The sequence below is a fragment of the Rahnella sp. ATs2 genome (assembly GCF_051851855.1).
In the GTDB taxonomy this organism is placed as follows: domain Bacteria; phylum Pseudomonadota; class Gammaproteobacteria; order Enterobacterales; family Enterobacteriaceae; genus Rahnella; species Rahnella variigena.
Window position 1 is genome coordinate 45,321 of sequence record NZ_JBLYPL010000013.1, and the last position, 17,743, is coordinate 63,063.

Genomic DNA, 17,743 nt, shown 5'->3' on the forward strand with positions numbered 1-17,743 from the left:
GCGAGATCAGAAAAAAATTATCTCAACACTCTTGGTAGTTTGGCAACCGAATAAATCACTTTGCACGCCGCAGGAGGGAAACCGTACGTTTTTATCGGCGTGTCTGTCGTAATAAAAAGATCACGGTGCTCAATTCGGTAACCCTTGTAAGCTAAATCGACGGCAGCGTCAAACGCAGAAGCCTCTTGCGACACAAAAAGTTGCATGTGCTCAACGTTATTGTGCAATTTACGTTAAGTCAGAATACCCGTTTATCGCGTGTGGATTAGGGTCGGAGTGATAAAAATCACCAACTCACGCCGCTGTTCACTTGTGTACTGGTGTTTAAACAAGGAACCGACCACCGGCATATCGCCCAGCACCGGCACTTTTGTGTCTGTTTTTTGATTTTTACGCTGAAATATCCCGCCAAGCACAATGGTTTCCCCATCCGTCACCGTCACCTGAGTTTTAATTTCCTGCTTGTCGATAGCCAGTGCCTCGCCTTCTGACTGTTTTATACTTCTTCCCGGCATGTTCTGGCTTATCTGTAAGGCCATCTGAATGCGCCCGTCGCGTAAGATCTTCGGCGTCACTTCCATCCCGAGCACGGCTTCTTTAAATTCAATGGATGTGCTGCCACTGGCACCGCTCGAAACCTGATAAGGAATTTCGGTCCCCTGCTTGATACTGGCGGTTTGCATATGCGCCGTCATCAGGCGCGGACTGGCAATAATATCCACCTTATCTTCCTGCTCAAGGGCCGTCAGCTCCAGTTCCAGGATCCGCCCGCTGATGTGCGCCAGATTGAAGCCCGCCGTAAATATCGGATTCTCTACCGGCATTCCCATACTGAAATTGTTCATACGCACGGCTTTCGTGATCGGCTCGTCACCGTTAAACCCCCATTGCACGCCCAACTCCCGCAAGCTCTCACTGTTCATCGTTACGATATGTGCCGCCAGTTGTACCTGCTGTAGCGGGAAATCCATTTCTTTTATCCACGGTGCCACAACGTCCAGCGCCTCCTGCGTATCCCGTAATAAAAGCGTATTGGTACGGGTATCGGCCGAGGCATTGCCTTTCACCGAAAGCAACGACCCTTTTTGGGTATTCAGACTCTGCGCAGTATCTTTGGCATCCGCATACCGCAGCGGCACGGTCATGCTGATAATCGGGCTGTTGAGCGCCCGTTGCCCGGCGGCATCTTCCTGCTGCTGTCGCTGAATCAGCGGGTCAACCACCGGAGACACCAGTAAAACATTACCCTGCAACTCGCTGGTGAGATGGCTCATTTTCAGGATGATGTCGAGCGCCTGCTGCCACGGCACCTCTTTGAGCTTCACGCTGATTTCGCCGTCCACACCCGGTGCAGTGACCAGGTTAAGTTGTCGCGAATCCGCCAGTGCCTGCAAGACCAGGCCGACAGGCGATGACGGAAACTCCAGAGAAATAAGCGCCGGGGCAGCTTTCACCGGACGGAGACACAGGCAAAGCAGAATAAAAGCCAGTTTATGATTGATGTATTTCATTATTTTCCTTTCCATGGAGAATCGTTTTTCTTACTTAAACGCAGAGTTCTTACCCAAGCGCAGAGTCTGGCGCAGCAAACCGCACCGTGGCTCGCTGAGACTGAGCTCTGCCTGCGAGGCGTTAAGAGTTTCAACCGTCCATGCGGGCGTTCCCACCTGATTACCGGCCTCGACTTTTGTCCAGCGTCCATCCGGTGATAACAGCCAGCCCGATTGCCGGCCACCCGCCTGGGAAATGCCGCTCAGGATCCAACCCGACATCGCAGAATCGTCGGGACATGTTGAGGAAGCCAGACGTGAAAAAGGGTCGCGCGCGGCCACAGCGTCGGGTGAGTTGAAAGCCAAACCGCCGGTACCGGTCGTTTGCGTCAGCAGAATCGATGCTTTTAAGCCGGAGGCAGTCATCCTGATATCCGGCTCACTGAACGCGGGATGTTCCGGACGTTGCAGCAAGGCATGAAGAAAATGTATCAGGCCGGAAAAAGTCAGCTGCAAATCCAGCGTCCCCTGCTCTTCTGCTTTCGGCTGCAGGGCTGGCGACCAGCGAAGCAACTCTGCTCCGGCGTCTTTCAGCGGCTGAGCAAATTGTTGCGCTAGCGGCAAACTCTCTTGCACAAGAGCGGCGTTATTTTGGATTTCCTGCTTCAGGGTGCTCAGCGGAGGTAAACGCAACAAAGCCCTCTGAGACTGAAAAACGGTGCGCTCTGCGACCGCAATATCCCGTGTCAGTGCATCCTGTTGCTGCCACAATCCGCGGAAACCGAAGACGTAAAGCAACAGCATCAGAACCAGCACGCCAGTGGTCAGAGTCAGGCCTCTCTGCCAGGCCGGTTTTTCCATCAGCGGCTCGAGACGTTCTGACAAAAGCCTCATCATGGCCCTTTCCCTTGATCAGGCGCGGGACTGGCGGAGCGGAATTGTGTCTTTATCACGAAGCTCAGTATCCGGTCAGGTTGCTGCTGAACATCAGAAAGGCTGACATTGCCAAACAACCCGCTGGCTGCCAGCACGTCCCGGAAAGACAAAATATCGTGATAAAAGTGACCCTCTCCTTTCAGCGTAAGAGCTTGCTGATGCTCCGTCATTTCAGTCAGCCGCACGTCTTGCGGGATCTGCGCAGCCACTAACTCCAGTAACTGAAGATACTCCTGACTTTGCTTCAGTTGCTGAAGAGCAGCCAGACGCTGAGTCTTCAGCGTTTTTACCTGTTCCGCTGCCGCGTTCACCTCCAGCAGCTGGCGCGATAACACCTGAACCGAAGTATTCAGCGCAGATAAATGCAGTTGCCGCAGTGCCCGCTCCTGAACGAGAAAGGCGGTCAGCGTCAGAAAAGTCATCGTGATAATCGCCGGAAAACTGATAAACATTTTCAGCCAGTAACGGCTCCGGCGCTGCAGGCGAATTTTGCGCCAGGGCAATAAATTTACCTGTAGCATCAGTGATCGCCCTGCCGCAATGCCAGCCCAACTGCGGGTGCGAAATCCCCCGGATTGACGGGCAACGGCGCGGATAACTGCGCAATAGCACTGAGGGGCGACCAGCATTGCATTGCCGGAAGTGGAGACGCTCCGCTGAAAAAGCATTCGCTGTGGCACAACGCCGCCGCGCGATATTGCTGGCGGATGCGTTCTGTCAGCGACAGATCTTCAGGTGCGTCATCAGACAAACCAAACTGAAATGGCAAGCTGTGGGGCGAGGCCCAGAGGAATCCGTCATCAAGCCGATGAACCAGCAATGCGTCACCGGGAAGGCCGGCAGCCAACGCCGCCACCTGAAGTGCGCAGGGGGTCAGTTCGATGGCATCCGGATAAAGCTGCGCCTGCGACAGACATTCCATCCATTGCTGAATTTCCTGTTGTCTGGCTGCGGTGACCACCACCTGATTGTCGCCGTGCGGATCAGCGCGGTAATCCATCACCAGATGTTCCATGCCCAGCGGAAACTGTTTCGCTGCATGCGCAAAGATAAACGCACTGCGGGCCGGATCGCGCAAACGGGGATCCGGCGCCGCCATGCGTTGTTGCATAATCCGTTGTGCCGGAAGGGTAATTCGCAGAGAAAATGTCGTCGGGAGGGTTTTTCGCCAGCACGATAAAATGGCGATCAGCGGCGCGGTCTCATGTAATATCCCCTCCCTCAATGTGAAGGAAGGCAGCGAATGCTGCCACCAGTGACGTAATTGCCAGCCATTCCGCCGCCGCTGAACGGCGATCGCACGGGCAAAACCGGCTTGAATATCCAGACCTACCTGCCATGCTTGTAGTCTCATTTTCGCCCAATCTCCATATTGTCAGGTAAATAAAAGAACGTATCCATGTTGCTGGCTTGCCTTTATACTACCGCGCGGTTGTTTATAAACTGCCCAATTGACACTTAATGGGAAATCTCAGGTGAAGTTCGTAAAGTATTTATTGATTCTTGCAGTGTGTTGCATTTTGCTGGGAGCCGCCTCGATCTTCGGATTGTATAAATATATCGAGCCTCAGTTACCCGATGTCGCCACGCTCAAAGACGTGCGCCTGCAAACACCCATGCAGGTTTTCAGTGCTGATGGCGATTTAATTGCCCAATACGGCGAAAAACGTCGTATCCCGCTGAAACTCGACCAAATCCCACCGGAAATGGTGCATGCGTTTATCGCGACCGAAGACAGTCGTTTCTATGAACACCACGGCGTGGATCCAATCGGTATTTTCCGTGCGGCTTCCGTTGCGCTGGTGTCCGGCCATGCCTCACAGGGCGCGAGTACCATTACTCAGCAGCTGGCGCGTAACTTCTTCTTAAGTCCTGAACGCACGCTGACCCGTAAAATTAAGGAAGCATTTTTGGCCATCCGCATTGAGCAGATGATGTCCAAAGATGAAATCCTCGAGCTGTATCTCAACAAGATTTATCTCGGTTACCGTGCCTATGGCGTGGGTGCCGCTGCACAGGTTTATTTCGGTAAAGATGTCAGCCAGCTGACACTGAGTGAAATGGCAGTGATCGCCGGTCTGCCTAAAGCACCGTCAACCTTTAACCCGTTGTATTCCCATGACCGTTCTCTGGCGCGTCGTAACACCGTGCTGGCGCGTATGCTGGATGAGAAATACATCACGCAGGCGCAGTACGATCAGGCTCGCGCTGAGCCGCTGGTGGCGAATTATCATGCCCCGCACATTGAGTTCTCTGCGCCGTACCTGACAGAAATGGTGCGTCAGGAAATGGTGAAACGTTATGGCGATAACGCTTATAACGATGGCTACATGGTTTACACCACCATTACCAGGAAAACGCAGCTTGCCGCGCAGGAAGCCTTGCGTACCAACGTTCTCAACTACGATATGCGTCACGGCTATCGCGGTCCGTCTAACGAGCTGTGGAAAGTCGGCGAACCGGCGTGGGATCAGGACAAAATTGTTCAGTCACTGAAAACGCTGCCAGTGTATGGCCCGCTGTTCCCTGCGGTCATCACCGCAACGGATGACGCACAGGCAACGGCGACCATGTCGAACCGCGCGGTGATCAGCCTGCCGTTCAGCGGCATGCGCTGGGCGCGTCCTTATCGCAACGACAATGCTCAGGGGCCGACCCCGAAAAAAGTGTCTGACGTGGTACGCCCAGGTCAGCAGATTTGGGTTCGTAAAGTGGGCGATGTCTGGTGGCTGGCGCAGGTTCCGGACGTGAACTCGGCTATCGTTTCGCTTAATCCAAACGACGGCGCGATTGAAGCACTGGTCGGCGGCTTTGACTTTAACCAGAGTAAATTCAACCGTGCCAATCAGGCGGTACGTCAGCTCGGTTCAAACATCAAACCGTTCCTGTATACCGCAGCAATGGACAAAGGCCTGACGCTGGCGACCATTCTGAATGACATGCCGATTACCCGCTGGGATGCCGGTGCCGGTACAGACTGGCGTCCGAAGAACTCACCGCCAACGTATTACGGTCCGATCCGCTTACGCCGGGGTCTGGGCGAGTCTAAAAACGTGGTGATGGTGCGTGCGATGCGTGCGATGGGTGTGGATTACGCAGCAGAATATCTGCAACGTTTCGGCTTCCCGGCTTCTAACATTGTGCATTCCGAATCGCTGGCGCTGGGCTCGGCTTCTTTCACCCCGTTACAGGTTGTGCGTGGTTACGCCACCCTGACCAACGGCGGTTATCTGGTTGACCCGTATTTCATCACCAAAATCGTGGATGAATCCGGTCAGGTTCAGTTTGAAGCAAAACCTAAAATTGCCTGCCGCACCTGTAATATTCCGGTGATTTATGGCGATACTCAGAAATCAGCGGTGCTGTCCGATGACAACGTAGAAAACGTGGCGACATCGACCACCGGCAATAATACCAGCGTACCAACTCCGCAACTGGAGCAGGTCCCGCCTAACTCACCGCAGGTTGACGCCGCGCAGCAATACGCGCCGCACGTGATCAGCACACCGCTTTCATTCCTGATAAGCGATGCACTGAACTCCAACATTTTCGGTGAACCAGGCTGGATGGGGACCGGCTGGCGTGCAGGGCGTGACCTTAAGCGCCACGATATTGGCGGTAAAACCGGTACAACCAACAGCTCGAAAGATGCGTGGTTCTCAGGTTATGGCCCGAATGTCGTCACCTCGGTCTGGATTGGTTTTGACGATCACCGTCGTGATCTGGGTCGTTCAACGGCTTCAGGCGTGATCCCTGATCAGATTTCCGGTGCAGAAGGCGGCGCGAAGAGTGCTCAGCCAGCCTGGGATGATTACATGAAAGCCGTGCTGGAAGGTGTGCCTGAACAACCACAAACGCCACCGCCAGGCGTGGTGACGGTCACTATCGATAAGAGTTCCGGTAAGTTGTCTGACGGCGGCGGTAACAGTCGTCCGGAATATTTCATCGACGGGACTCAGCCGACAGAACATGCCGTGCATGAAGTGGGGACCACCATCATGGATAACGGTCAGGAACATGAACTGTTCTGATGCATAAGCTGTAAAGCAAAAAGCCGGTCTGCATCAAGCATGACCGGCTTTTTTAATGGGGTTTTATCGGGGAATTCAGCGGGCGTTGCGCGTCAGAAAATCATGCGCAAGGAACAGAGCGCTGACGTTACGGGCTTCGCAAAAATCAGGGTGTTGCAGCAATTCCATCATCCGCGAAACCGGCCAGCGGGTTTGCGGCAAGGGTTCCGGCTCATCGCCTTCCAGACTTTTCAGGTAAAGATCTTTGGCAATGACGATATTCATGCGGCTGGAAAAATACGAAGGTGCCATAGTCAGTTTGGCCAGCACATCAAAATGCCGGGCACCAAAGCCGACTTCTTCCATGAGTTCGCGGTTAGCCGCTTCCAGAATACTCTCGCCGGGATCAATCAGCCCTTTAGGAAAACCCAGTTCATAGCTTTCAATGCCAACAGCATATTCGTGGATTAACACCAGCTCATTATCAATGACAGGAATAATCATCACCGCTTCGCGATCTGAGGGCCGCATACGTTCGTAAACACGCTCTGCGCCATTGCTGAACGTCAGATCAACGGATTCAATGGTGAACAGACGCGAACGGGCTACGGTTTCCACCTTAGTGATTTTCGGTTTTTGCAGGTGTTGTGTCATTTCATCCCCAACTTATTATTCACCTGACCAGAGGTGTTCTAATGGGTTCGTTTTTCTGTTTAAAGACCGCTATCAATGAGCATTGTGCGTTATTGAGAGCCAGAATCGCAATCTTTACTGCAAACCGGTTCAGAACGCACTCATTTTTTGCACAGAAAGCCCCTAAAAAATCAGCAAAAAAAGCGTAAAAAGCATCCGAACACTCACGCTGGTCACATTTTTGCTGTAACAAAAACATTGAGACATCAAAATAGGATTATACCGATACCAGACAGTTCTTAAATGCAGGTATCCTCTAGCGTGGTATTTTTGTGCATAATATTCACCCAAAGAATAATAAAATTCCTACCTAAAAGGCACTCGCGCGCAGAATGTGCATTCCATTTATGTATAATACTTTCACAGAGTTGACGTAAGTCACCCACGTCTGAACGGGGATCGGATGAGCACAGTAGTCGTGACATTGGTGTTGTTGTGTATCGCAATCATTGCCACAGCGTCTTATTTTTGGCTTGTATTGCGCCGCCGCCAACGCGACGAATCTGTCGTGCGTTTTTCCGCACCAAGCCAGCGCAAACTTTCACAAAAAGAACGCGATGCCGTAGAGCGTTATCTTCGCCAGTATGAAGGCCTCGGGCAAACGCCGATCACCCATCGAAATAATCTGATTATCCTGCAAGATAAACTGACGCTGACCACTAAAAGCGAAAATGTTTACAGCCTTAAGCGTGCAATCACCCGTTATGGCGTGGCGAGCGAAGATCCGAATAAATGGCGTTATTTCCTGGATGCGACTGAAATTCACCTGCCGCCTTTCTGGGAGCAGTACATCGCTCAGGAAAACGAAGTCGAGCTGATCAAAACGCAGACCCTGCCGCTGGTGATTTCACTCAACGGCCACACTTTGGCCGATCATGTCTACGAAGGTCCGGTGCCGGTTTCAGCGGTAATCCCTTCACAGCCGCAGAACGCTTCAATCCGCCATGAAGAAAGTGAACATATTGAACTGGTGAAAGTGCGCAGCGAAACCCGCGAGGAACGCGCCCTGACCCGTTCGAACGGCGTCAAAGAAGCGCTGGCCGTTTCGGGTATTCTCCTGCTGCTGTTCATCACGTTGCAAAGTCCGGTGATCTTTCTCCCCTGGATCCTGATGGTTGCCGCAGCGCTGGCGGGCTGGGTTATCTGGCGGGTAGTGTCTGAACGCTTCGGTAAAAACCGTAAAGAAATCCACTGCCTGCGGGGTTTACCTAAACGCTGGGGATTATTTGGTGAGTCCAAGCAAGGTGATATCAGCAATATTTCTCTCGGTGCTATCGACCTGATATATCCGCCACACTGGCAACCTTATATTGGCCGCGACCTGGGTCAGCCGACGGATGTCGAAGTGTATATGAACAGTCAGGTTGTCCGTCAGGGCAGCATTTTGTCATTGCATGATGAGGTCAAAAAATTCCCGCTCCAGCTTTGGGGAAAAAATCTTGTACTGGCTACCAGCGCATTTCTTCTGCTGCTGGCATTAGTGGTTTATGTCCCTCTTGGCCTGCCATTGAAGCTCAGCATTGCCTGGCTACAGGGTGCGCAAAGTACGCAGGTTAACAGCGTTCAGGATCTGGAAAAAACTACGCTGCGCGTTGGCGATACCCTGAAAGTTCAGGGGACTGGCATGTGTTATGTGCCACCGTCAGCTATCCGTACCACCTCCGGTTATATGCCTTTCGATTGTTCAGCCATCTACTGGAATAACGCAACGCCGCTGCCTGTCCCGCAGTCAGAAATCATTGAAGCCGCGACGGCGTTGCAGACTACCGTCAATAATCAGATGCACCCCGGCGAAAGCCCGGAGCAAAACATCAACCCTCAGCTGGCTACCGCGATTGAGAAATCCGGCATGATCCTGCTGGATGACTTTGCCGATATCGTGCTGAAAACAGAAGCGTTATGCGGAAACAGCAATGATTGCGTGCGGCTGAAAAACGCGCTGGTGAATCTGGGGAACTCAAGTAACTGGAATTCACTGGTCAAACGGGCGAAAGCGGGCTCATTGCAGGGCATCAACGTGCTGTTGCGACCGGTCAGTGCGCAGTCGCTGAGTGAGCTGGTGAATAACGCCACGTCGTCGTTCTTCATGCAGGAAACCCGTCGTGCGGCTGACAGCCTCAACAGCCCGCCTCCAGGTGGCTTCTTAATCAGCAATGATGAAGGCCGCAATTTGATTGAAATGCCAGTGCCCCCGGTCGGGTTGTACGCCAATCCGCCACAGGATCAGTGGAAGCAACTGCAACACTTATCTACCCTGCTGCTTCACACCCCGTTCAGTGCACAGGGTGTGATCACCAGTATCAGCGTTGATGCCAACGGTACCCGTCATATTTCATTGCACAGCGAGCCGGACATCTCGACGCTGTGGCGTTATCTCGGTACCAGCGTGTTGCTGTTCCTGTTGTTCGGAATTCTGCTGGTGAACAGCGTGTTGTTTATCAGCCGCTTTATAAAAGATAAGCGTCGCATCGACGATATCCAGCAACATTACAATTCGTGTTTTCACCCCACGCTGACGCCTGTGATGCCACATAACCCTGGCTGAAAACCGCAGGGTGGCTCTGCGCCGCCCTGTGAAATTATGCTACCCTGAAACCCTTCCCCTGCTCTCAATTTTTCTTTCCTGCGGCGCCCGGTACCACTTCAGCCGACAGGACATGGAGTTTTCATGCCCCCTGATTTTAACTGGAATTCCATTGATACCGTTTTGCTCGACATGGACGGCACATTGCTGGATCTGGCGTTCGACAGCCAGTTCTGGTTGCAGGATGTACCGTTAGCACTCAGCCAGCAGCGGTCTATTCCGCTTGAAAATGCCCGACAGATTATTCATGAGGAATATCTGGCGGTGCAGCACACCATGAACTGGTATTGCTTTGATTACTGGAGCGAGCGGCTGGACATGGATATCTATCAGATGACCACAAATATCGGCAAAAATGCGCGATTGCGTGACGATACGCTGCCTTTTCTGACGCATCTTCGTGAAAGCGGGCGTCAGACTATTTTGCTGACCAACGCACATCCGCACAGCCTGTCCGTTAAAATTGAGCATACCGGTTTAGATCAGCACCTTGATTTATTACTTTCCACCCACACATTTGGATATCCGAAGGAAGATCAGCGGTTGTGGTCTGCGGTCCAAAAGCAAACAGGCTTTGATCCTGAACGGACTTTATTTGTCGATGACGGTGAGCCGATCCTGAATGCGGCAAAAACCTTCGGTATCCGCTATTGTCTGGGTATAGAAAATCCGGATTCGACCATGGCAGATAAGTCATTTCAGGACCATCCCTCCATTAATGACTTCCGTAGCCTGTTGCCTTCGATTCACCCCGTAACAGGCCCGGCTAAATAATTCCGGCAGCGTCAGGGGAGAAAGATGAAAGGTAAAAAGGACGACGACGAGAACGCAGTACGTCTCGATAAATGGCTGTGGGCAGCTCGTTTTTATAAGACCCGCGCGCTGGCACGAGAGATGATTGATGGCGGCAAAGTGCATTACAACGGCAAGCGGGGGAAACCCAGCAAGCTGATGGAACTGAATGCCGAAATAACGCTGCGTCAGGGAAATGACACCAAAACGATCACCGTTCTGGGGCTGACTACTCAGCGCCGCAGCGCGGAAGAAGCACAGAAACTGTATCAGGAAACCGACGCAAGCATTGCCAGCCGGGAGAAAATCTCCGAGGCCCGCAAAATGAATGCAATGCCGCATCCGGACAGACGCCCGGATAAAAAGGAACGGCGGACCCTGATCAAATTTAAATATGGCGATTCTGAATAAATCCGCAATCCTTCGGTGAAGGATGAAGGATTTGAGTTCGCTAAACAGAGAGAAAATTATGTCTAATCACGACCAACTGCATCGCTACCTGTTCAATCATCACGCCGTTCGCGGTGAACTGGTCTCGCTCAAAGAAACCTTCCGGGAGATTGTTGCCGGTCATGACTATCCGGCAGAAGTCCGTAATCTGCTGGGCGAAATGTTGGTGGCGACCAGCCTGCTGACCGCGACCCTGAAATTCGACGGCGATATTACCGTGCAGCTGCAGGGCGATGGCCCGCTGAAACTGGCCGTGATTAACGGGAACAACAAACAGGAACTGCGCGGTATTGCGCGTCTGCAAGGTGACATTACCGAAGGCAGTTCTCTGAAAGAGATGATTGGTAACGGCTACATGGTGATCACCATTTCTCCGACCGTCGGTGAACGCTATCAGGGCGTGGTCGGTCTGGAAGGTGAAAACCTGGCGGAATGCCTGGAAAACTACTTCATGCAATCCGAGCAATTGCCAACCCGCATCTTCATCCGTACCGGTGAAGTTGAAGGCCAGCCTGCTGCAGGCGGCATGTTGTTGCAGGTTCTGCCCGCTGAAGATACCGATCCTGAAGAATTCAGTCATCTGGCGCAGCTGACCACCACCATCAAAGCGGAAGAGCTGCTGAACCTTCCGGCTAACGAAGTGCTTTACCGCCTGTATCATCAGGAAGAAGTCACGCTATACGAACCGCAGGAAGTCTGTTTCCGTTGTACCTGCTCGCGTGAACGCTGTGCAGGCGCGCTGCTGACGCTGCCAGATGAAGATATTCTCGAAATGCTGGAAGCGGATGGCAAAATCGAAATGCACTGCGATTATTGCGGCGCAGACTACGAGTTTGACGCGATGGATATGGCGACGCTGAAAGCGGGCGGAGATGTTCACTCCGGAGATGACCAGGTTCACTGATCGTTAACAGTTTAAAATTGAGGGACTTTTCGCCGAAAAGTCCCTTTTTTGTTTCTTTTACATAACCTTTTTGCATACCTTTCGAGTTTTTCATCACAATTCTGGAAAAACATTTACACCTCCCGTTATTCTTTGAGACTTGTCGCGGTTAAAACGCGATAAATACCTACAATAACAACTGATTTATCCCTACCGAGGGATTCAAAGTTCAGTGAGGAGCAGGGAAATGCCTACGACTATCGGGATCACCGCCGAAAAACTCGCCCTTTATGGGATTCATCAGAATAGCGAAATCGTCTATAACCCTGATTACGAAACTCTTTTTAATGAAGAGACGGCGCCGGGTCTCGAAGGCTTTGAGCGCGGGCAAGTGACAGAGCTGGGTGCAGTCAATGTGGATACCGGTATCTTCACCGGTCGTTCGCCGAAAGATAAATACATCGTCCGCGATGACACCACCCGCGATACGCTGTGGTGGTCTGATCAGGGCAAAGGCAAAAATGATAACAAGCCGATGTCACAGGAAACCTGGACGTCACTGAAGGCTCTGGTGAGCAAACAGTTGTCCGGCAAACGTCTGTTTATCATTGATGCTTTCTGCGGCGCAAACGCCGATTCCCGTCTTAAAGTCCGCTTTATTACCGAAGTCGCCTGGCAGGCGCATTTCGTCAAAAACATGTTTATCCGCCCGACCGAAAGCGAACTGGAAAATTTCGAACCTGATTTCATCGTCATGAACGGCGCGAAATGCACCAATCCTGACTGGCAGAAACAGGGGCTGAATTCAGAAAACTTCATCGCCTTCAACCTGACCGAGCGTATCCAGCTGATCGGCGGTTCGTGGTATGGCGGCGAAATGAAGAAAGGCATGTTCGCCGTCATGAATTATCTGCTGCCATTACAAGGCATTGCTTCCATGCACTGTTCGGCTAACGTCGGCGAAAAAGGCGATGTCGCGGTGTTTTTCGGGCTTTCCGGCACGGGTAAAACCACGTTGTCGACGGATCCGAAGCGCAAACTTATCGGCGACGATGAACACGGCTGGGACGATGATGGTGTCTTCAATTTTGAAGGCGGTTGCTATGCCAAAACCATCAAACTTAGCAAAGAAGCCGAACCGGAAATCTTCAAAGCCATCAAACGCGACGCGTTACTGGAAAACGTGATGGTCAGTGAAGACGGCAAAATCGACTTTGATGACGGCAGCAAAACCGAGAACACCCGCGTTTCATACCCGATTTACCACATTGAGAATATCGTCAAGCCGGTTTCTAAAGCCGGACACGCCAGCAAAGTAATTTTCCTGACTGCTGATGCGTTTGGTGTCCTGCCGCCGGTTTCGCGCCTGACAGCTTCGCAGACGCAATATCATTTCCTGTCCGGTTTTACAGCCAAACTTGCAGGCACTGAGCGTGGCGTCAATGAACCGACTCCGACATTCTCCGCATGCTTCGGTGCCGCGTTCCTGATGCTGCACCCGACGCAATACGCAGAAGTATTAGTGAAACGTATGGAAGCTGCGGGCGCACAGGCTTATCTGGTGAATACAGGCTGGAATGGCACCGGCAAACGCATCTCGCTGAAGAACACCCGTGCGATTATCAATGCCATCTTAGATGGCACTATTGATGATGCCGAAACGTTCACTCTGCCGATGTTTGACCTGGCCGTTCCGACTACGTTACCGGGCGTCGACACCCATATTTTGGATCCGCGCAATACCTACGCCAGCCGTGAGCAGTGGCAGGAAAAAGCAGAGCATCTCGCGCAATTGTTTATCGATAACTTTGATAAATATACCGACACCCCGGCAGGTGCCGCGTTGGTCAGCGCCGGACCGAAACGGTAATCTGGCAATAATCTCTCATCAGGCGCGGGCTTCCGCGCCTTTTTTATTGCAACCGGCCCGGCAGCATTTCAGAATGACGGCATTGCTGTCAGAGGAACCTCATATGGCGACGATTACCGTACGCAATCTCGATGACGATGTGAAGGAACTGCTGCGTATCGCGGCGGCCAAAAAAGGCCACTCAATGGAAGAAGAAGCACGTCTCATTCTGAAACAGGCGCTCACTCCCACCCAGCCTGACTTTGGCCTCGGTAGCCAGCTCCGCCAGCGTTTTTCATCCGTAATCGCTGAGCCACTGGAACTGCCACCCAAATGATCATTCTTAATACCGCCGTCATTTTTGAGATGATCAATCCCAGGCCACAAAAGAACGTTCTGCAATGGCTGGATGCGCAGGATGCCACACAGCTGTACCTGACCAGCCTGAGCGTAGCGGCACTTTTCACCTGGGCAGATAATCTGCCGGAGAACCAGCCGAAAGCCGCGCTTTCTGAAGCCTTGCTGGAAATGCTGAATCAGGATTTTGCCGGTCGATTACTGTCGTTTGATGCAGCAAGCGCGCTGCATTATCCGCGGATCATGACCTTGTCAGAAGCTGCCAATGTAGTGATGTCAGAGCAGGACAGACAACTGGCGGCTATTTGCCTGAATCATCAGGCGACTCTGGCGACCGAGCATGATGAAGCGTTTGCGCACACAGGTGTCTTATTGGTTAATCCGTGGGATACGGGGAATACGCCGAGATGGCGGGAAGAAGCGGCAGAGTATTATGTGATGAGCAGGAAGAGCTGAATTATGGATTGCCAACCAAACTGGCCTTAGGTCGAAACCGTGGGCTGCCGCCCACACCGGCCTTAAGGGTGGCTTATCGCCACCACCCTTAAGAATCCCCGGCTCTTTTACTGCGCGCTTCGCTCGCTGGCTATGTTTCATCAGCCGCAGCGACAGGCTGGAAATCTTGCCGCATTGCGGTGCCTTCACTCGGTCCTGAAGCCTCTGGTCTTCAGGCCGCTTCGTTCAGCAAGATTTCTGAATCGCCCGCAGCATTTTAAAAATAAAGAGAGTGAGGTTGTGAAGTCAAAGCCTAGGGCCGGTTCCAAAATACCGCCGGAGGAGAGGCGCAAAACCGTGCGTCTTTTTGCGCGGGTTGTAGCCCGAACGGAGGGCACCGCGCAGCGGCGGAATTTTGCGGCTATCGCATCGCTACCTGAAACATAGCCAGCGAGCGAAGCGGGGAGTAAAAAGCGGGGAGAGATCCAAGAGAGGGAAAGCACTTCCCTCTCTTGGGCGGTTTCGGCGCAGCGTGATAAGTGATAACCGCAACTGAGAAACCGAAATATTCACGGTCTGCTTTTAAAGTCCTAATGCAATTTAAGCCAGGGGATTATTAAGGCCCCCCTTAATCAAACTGGTTTCTGCTGAACCGCCACCGCTTTCAGCATCTCCACTGGTAACGGCAGATACGCCCGGATCCGTAATCCCCCGCGGTCACTCTTCCCGATATCCAGCGTCCCGGAATGGGCATCAACGATACGCTGAATAATGGCCAGACCGAGGCCGGTTCCGCTGGTGGTTCGGGCGCTTTCACCGCGCACAAACGGCTGGAAAAGATGTTTGAGCTGGTCCGGCGCAATGCCCGGGCCATCATCTTCAACCTGGAACCATGCACGCTGGAGTTCACGACCGCTGCTGACTTTAATCCAGCCATCGCCGTAACGGGCGGCGTTGACCACCATATTCACAACAGCACGCTTAATGGAAAGCGGATGCGCATTCACCAGTAATTCGCCGTCGGCCAGATCTGAATCTATTTCGCGCTCGTAGCCGCTTTCTGTCGCAATCACTTCGCCCAAAATACCGTTAAGATCGGTGATCTCTGTCGGCATTTCCTGGCCAGTGCGCAGATAGTCGATGAACTGCTCGATAATGGCGTTGCACTCTTCGATATCTTTGTTGATCGACTCGGCAAGATAACCATCACCGTCGCTCATCATTTCAGTCGCTAAACGAATGCGTGTCAGCGGTGTTCGCAAATCGTGACTCACACCGGCCATCAGCAAGGTACGGTCATCGGCCAGCAGTTTGACACCTGCTGCCATCTGGTTAAATGCACGCGTCACTGACCGCACTTCCGACGCACCGTATTCACGTAATGGCGGCGGAATAATGCCTTTCCCGACCTGCAATGCCGCGTGCTCCAGTTCGACCAGGGGTCGGTTCTGAATACGGATAAACAGCCACGCGCCACCAATCGCCAGCAACATAATCGCTAACGTATAACGGAACAGCGGAGAGAAATCGCCCTGATGAATCTCAGTAAGCGGAACGCGTACCCAGATGTCAGGCGACAACCAGGTTTTCAGCCACACAACCGGGGTATTTTTATTCACCTCGACGCGGACATCGGTAGGACCACCGAGCTGCTGCGCCATCTGCTGACTGAGGAATTCGTAATGCTGCGCCCAGCGCAGACCACTCTCCTCGGCTGCAGAGTTGGTATAAAGAGAAATGCCCAGTTCGCGGTAAATTTCGCGACGAAACGCCGGTGGCACAGCCAGCAACGTGCCATCTTCCAGCTGCAACCGGTCGGTCATCAGCATACGCACTTCGTATGCCAGAACCTTATTGAACTGCTGCAGGCTGGGAAGAATGGCGAAGTTAAGCACCACCAGATAGGTCGTCACCAGGCTGACGAACAGCAAGGTGACGATTAATAACAGTGTTCGGGCAAACGAGCTACGCGGTGAAAAGCGTATTCGCTTCATGCCTTACTGCCGTCCGGCACAAATACGTAGCCCAGACCCCAAACGGTCTGAATGTAACGCGGATGCGCCGGATCTTCTTCTACCATGCGACGCAGACGGGAAATCTGCACATCGATAGAACGTTCCATCGCACTGTATTCACGACCACGTGCAAGATTCATCAGCTTGTCACGGGACAGCGGCTCACGTGGATGACTCACCAGTGCTTTCAGCACGGCGAACTCACCGCTGGTCAGCGGCATAGGCTCGTCTTCACGGAACATTTCGCGGGTACCGAGGTTCAGTTTGAACTTACCAAATGAAATGACCGCTTCTTCCTGAGAAGGCGCACCCGGCAATTCGTTAGCCTGACGACGCAACACAGCGCGGATACGGGCCAGCAATTCACGCGGGTTAAACGGTTTTGGAATATAGTCGTCGGCACCAATTTCCAGGCCTACGATACGGTCAACTTCTTCGCCTTTAGCGGTGACCATGATGATCGGCATCGGGTTACTTTGACTGCGCAGACGACGGCAGATAGACAAGCCATCTTCGCCCGGCAGCATCAGGTCGAGAACCATCAGATGGAATGACTCACGAGTCAGCAGGCGATCCATTTGTTCGGCATTGGCAACGCTACGCACCTGGAAGCCCTGTTCAGTCAGATAACGTTCCAAAAGTGCGCGAAGGCGCATGTCATCATCGACCACCAGAATCTTGTGATTTTCTTGCATTTAAATCTCCCAAAGGCGTGAATGCCTGAAGCTTGTATTGTCAGAAAAGTCAGCTAAAACAGACAGCGTTTAATGGTATATATTCTAGCCGAAATTGTAACAATGATTATGGATTTCCTAATTTATCAACAATATCAGAGGAATCTTCTGCAAGCGAAGGTTGGTTTGTTACGGTTTGTCCCGCTCTCCGAAATCTGTTCGCCCGTTTCATTGGTCGTTATCTGAGCAGCCCTGCGATAGGTATCAGAAAAATGATCACTTCATTGTGCCTGCGGGAAGAAAACTCTAACGATTATATTTATTCGTTTACTTAATAACAAAGCCATAAGAATAATGTTTTCTTTGGGAAATAGATTATTTACCCGCCAACGGATCATTTTAATGAATTATCTAAATGATAATGATCATTGGCAGTGATGTATCAGACTAAAAATGCATTATCCTTTAAACAGGCTGGCTACCATCTACTATTCAAGGTATAAAACACTTGGTAGAATCCGGCATCTAAAGGTGATGAATTCAATTATTGAACCAGATAACATTATCTTTAGGTC

At 52.1% G+C, this 17,743-nt stretch carries 15 protein-coding genes; 8 read left to right on the forward strand and 7 right to left on the reverse strand.

What is annotated here, in order from left to right:
* Positions 1-251: 251 nt before the first annotated feature.
* The 4 genes from hofQ to pilM are packed head-to-tail and all read right to left on the reverse strand — an operon-like array spanning position 252 to position 3,780.
* Positions 252-1,511 carry a DNA uptake porin HofQ gene (hofQ, locus tag ACJY2G_RS15355; RefSeq protein WP_430320408.1) on the reverse strand — a complete coding sequence of 420 codons (1,260 nt, stop codon included), beginning with the start codon at positions 1,509-1,511 and terminating at the stop codon, positions 252-254.
* Positions 1,512-1,541: 30 nt separating this feature from the next.
* Positions 1,542-2,387, reverse strand: a complete 846-nt coding sequence (locus ACJY2G_RS15360; protein ID WP_430320409.1) for a pilus assembly protein PilO — start codon at positions 2,385-2,387, stop codon at positions 1,542-1,544.
* Positions 2,384-2,947, reverse strand: a complete 564-nt coding sequence (locus ACJY2G_RS15365) for a PilN domain-containing protein (protein WP_430320410.1) — start codon at positions 2,945-2,947, stop codon at positions 2,384-2,386. The genes ACJY2G_RS15360 and ACJY2G_RS15365 overlap by 4 nt, the downstream gene beginning before the upstream one ends.
* Positions 2,947-3,780 carry a pilus assembly protein PilM gene (pilM, locus tag ACJY2G_RS15370; RefSeq protein WP_439291905.1) on the reverse strand — a complete coding sequence of 278 codons (834 nt, stop codon included), beginning with the start codon at positions 3,778-3,780 and terminating at the stop codon, positions 2,947-2,949. The genes ACJY2G_RS15365 and pilM overlap by 1 nt, the downstream gene beginning before the upstream one ends.
* Positions 3,781-3,901: 121 nt before the next feature.
* Between pilM and mrcA the strand changes: the two genes are divergently transcribed.
* A complete protein-coding gene (gene mrcA, locus ACJY2G_RS15375; RefSeq protein WP_120162604.1) occupies positions 3,902-6,457 on the forward strand; it encodes a peptidoglycan glycosyltransferase/peptidoglycan DD-transpeptidase MrcA in 2,556 nt (851 codons plus the stop codon).
* A 75-nt stretch (positions 6,458-6,532) separates the two neighbouring features.
* Here mrcA and nudE read toward each other — a convergent pair whose 3' ends face one another.
* Entirely contained in the window at positions 6,533-7,090 is a 558-nt protein-coding gene (gene nudE, locus ACJY2G_RS15380) for an ADP compounds hydrolase NudE (protein WP_112288641.1), read from the reverse strand.
* A 442-nt stretch (positions 7,091-7,532) separates the two neighbouring features.
* On the opposite strand from nudE, the gene ACJY2G_RS15385 reads away from it, so the two are divergent.
* From ACJY2G_RS15385 to ACJY2G_RS15415, 7 genes are all read left to right on the forward strand, one after another.
* On the forward strand, positions 7,533-9,674 hold the full coding sequence (locus tag ACJY2G_RS15385) for an intracellular growth attenuator family protein (RefSeq protein ID WP_208644580.1): 2,142 nt from the start codon (positions 7,533-7,535) through the stop codon (positions 9,672-9,674).
* Between the two features lie 123 nt (positions 9,675-9,797).
* On the forward strand, positions 9,798-10,487 hold the full coding sequence (yrfG, locus tag ACJY2G_RS15390) for a GMP/IMP nucleotidase (protein ID WP_439291907.1): 690 nt from the start codon (positions 9,798-9,800) through the stop codon (positions 10,485-10,487).
* A 24-nt stretch (positions 10,488-10,511) separates the two neighbouring features.
* Positions 10,512-10,916, forward strand: a complete 405-nt coding sequence (gene hslR, locus ACJY2G_RS15395) for a ribosome-associated heat shock protein Hsp15 (protein WP_439291908.1) — start codon at positions 10,512-10,514, stop codon at positions 10,914-10,916.
* Between the two features lie 58 nt (positions 10,917-10,974).
* Positions 10,975-11,859 carry an Hsp33 family molecular chaperone HslO gene (gene hslO, locus ACJY2G_RS15400; RefSeq protein WP_095923811.1) on the forward strand — a complete coding sequence of 295 codons (885 nt, stop codon included), beginning with the start codon at positions 10,975-10,977 and terminating at the stop codon, positions 11,857-11,859.
* A gap of 226 nt (positions 11,860-12,085) precedes the next feature.
* Entirely contained in the window at positions 12,086-13,708 is a 1,623-nt protein-coding gene (gene pckA, locus ACJY2G_RS15405; RefSeq protein ID WP_430320413.1) for a phosphoenolpyruvate carboxykinase (ATP), read from the forward strand.
* Positions 13,709-13,811: 103 nt separating this feature from the next.
* The gene (locus ACJY2G_RS15410) at positions 13,812-14,024 is read left to right on the forward strand and encodes a FitA-like ribbon-helix-helix domain-containing protein (RefSeq protein WP_120162608.1); all 213 of its coding nucleotides are present in this window, start codon (positions 13,812-13,814) and stop codon (positions 14,022-14,024) included.
* Positions 14,021-14,500, forward strand: coding sequence for a PIN domain-containing protein (locus ACJY2G_RS15415; protein ID WP_120162609.1), 480 nt, complete (start codon positions 14,021-14,023; stop codon positions 14,498-14,500). The genes ACJY2G_RS15410 and ACJY2G_RS15415 overlap by 4 nt, the downstream gene beginning before the upstream one ends.
* A gap of 611 nt (positions 14,501-15,111) precedes the next feature.
* Here the strand turns inward: ACJY2G_RS15415 and envZ are convergent.
* On the reverse strand, positions 15,112-16,473 hold the full coding sequence (gene envZ, locus ACJY2G_RS15420) for a two-component system sensor histidine kinase EnvZ (protein ID WP_112288648.1): 1,362 nt from the start codon (positions 16,471-16,473) through the stop codon (positions 15,112-15,114).
* Positions 16,470-17,189, reverse strand: a complete 720-nt coding sequence (ompR, locus tag ACJY2G_RS15425) for an osmolarity response regulator transcription factor OmpR (protein ID WP_009635740.1) — start codon at positions 17,187-17,189, stop codon at positions 16,470-16,472. Before ompR ends, envZ begins: the two co-directional genes overlap by 4 nt.
* Positions 17,190-17,743: the final 554 nt, after the last annotated feature.

What these genes read in the sequence shown, in the direction of transcription:
- hofQ (WP_430320408.1), bottom strand. Translation starts at nt 1,511, where the DNA reads ATGAAATACATCAATCATAAACTGGCTTTTATTCTGCTTTGCCTGTGT.
- ACJY2G_RS15360 (WP_430320409.1), bottom strand. Translation starts at nt 2,387, where the DNA reads ATGATGAGGCTTTTGTCAGAACGTCTCGAGCCGCTGATGGAAAAACCG.
- ACJY2G_RS15365 (WP_430320410.1), bottom strand. Translation starts at nt 2,947, where the DNA reads ATGCTACAGGTAAATTTATTGCCCTGGCGCAAAATTCGCCTGCAGCGC.
- pilM (WP_439291905.1), bottom strand. Translation starts at nt 3,780, where the DNA reads ATGAGACTACAAGCATGGCAGGTAGGTCTGGATATTCAAGCCGGTTTT.
- nudE (WP_112288641.1), bottom strand. Translation starts at nt 7,090, where the DNA reads ATGACACAACACCTGCAAAAACCGAAAATCACTAAGGTGGAAACCGTA.
- ACJY2G_RS15385 (WP_208644580.1), top strand. Translation starts at nt 7,533, where the DNA reads ATGAGCACAGTAGTCGTGACATTGGTGTTGTTGTGTATCGCAATCATT.
- yrfG (WP_439291907.1), top strand. Translation starts at nt 9,798, where the DNA reads ATGCCCCCTGATTTTAACTGGAATTCCATTGATACCGTTTTGCTCGAC.
- hslR (WP_439291908.1), top strand. Translation starts at nt 10,512, where the DNA reads ATGAAAGGTAAAAAGGACGACGACGAGAACGCAGTACGTCTCGATAAA.
- hslO (WP_095923811.1), top strand. Translation starts at nt 10,975, where the DNA reads ATGTCTAATCACGACCAACTGCATCGCTACCTGTTCAATCATCACGCC.
- pckA (WP_430320413.1), top strand. Translation starts at nt 12,086, where the DNA reads ATGCCTACGACTATCGGGATCACCGCCGAAAAACTCGCCCTTTATGGG.
- ACJY2G_RS15410 (WP_120162608.1), top strand. Translation starts at nt 13,812, where the DNA reads ATGGCGACGATTACCGTACGCAATCTCGATGACGATGTGAAGGAACTG.
- ACJY2G_RS15415 (WP_120162609.1), top strand. Translation starts at nt 14,021, where the DNA reads ATGATCATTCTTAATACCGCCGTCATTTTTGAGATGATCAATCCCAGG.
- envZ (WP_112288648.1), bottom strand. Translation starts at nt 16,473, where the DNA reads ATGAAGCGAATACGCTTTTCACCGCGTAGCTCGTTTGCCCGAACACTG.
- ompR (WP_009635740.1), bottom strand. Translation starts at nt 17,189, where the DNA reads ATGCAAGAAAATCACAAGATTCTGGTGGTCGATGATGACATGCGCCTT.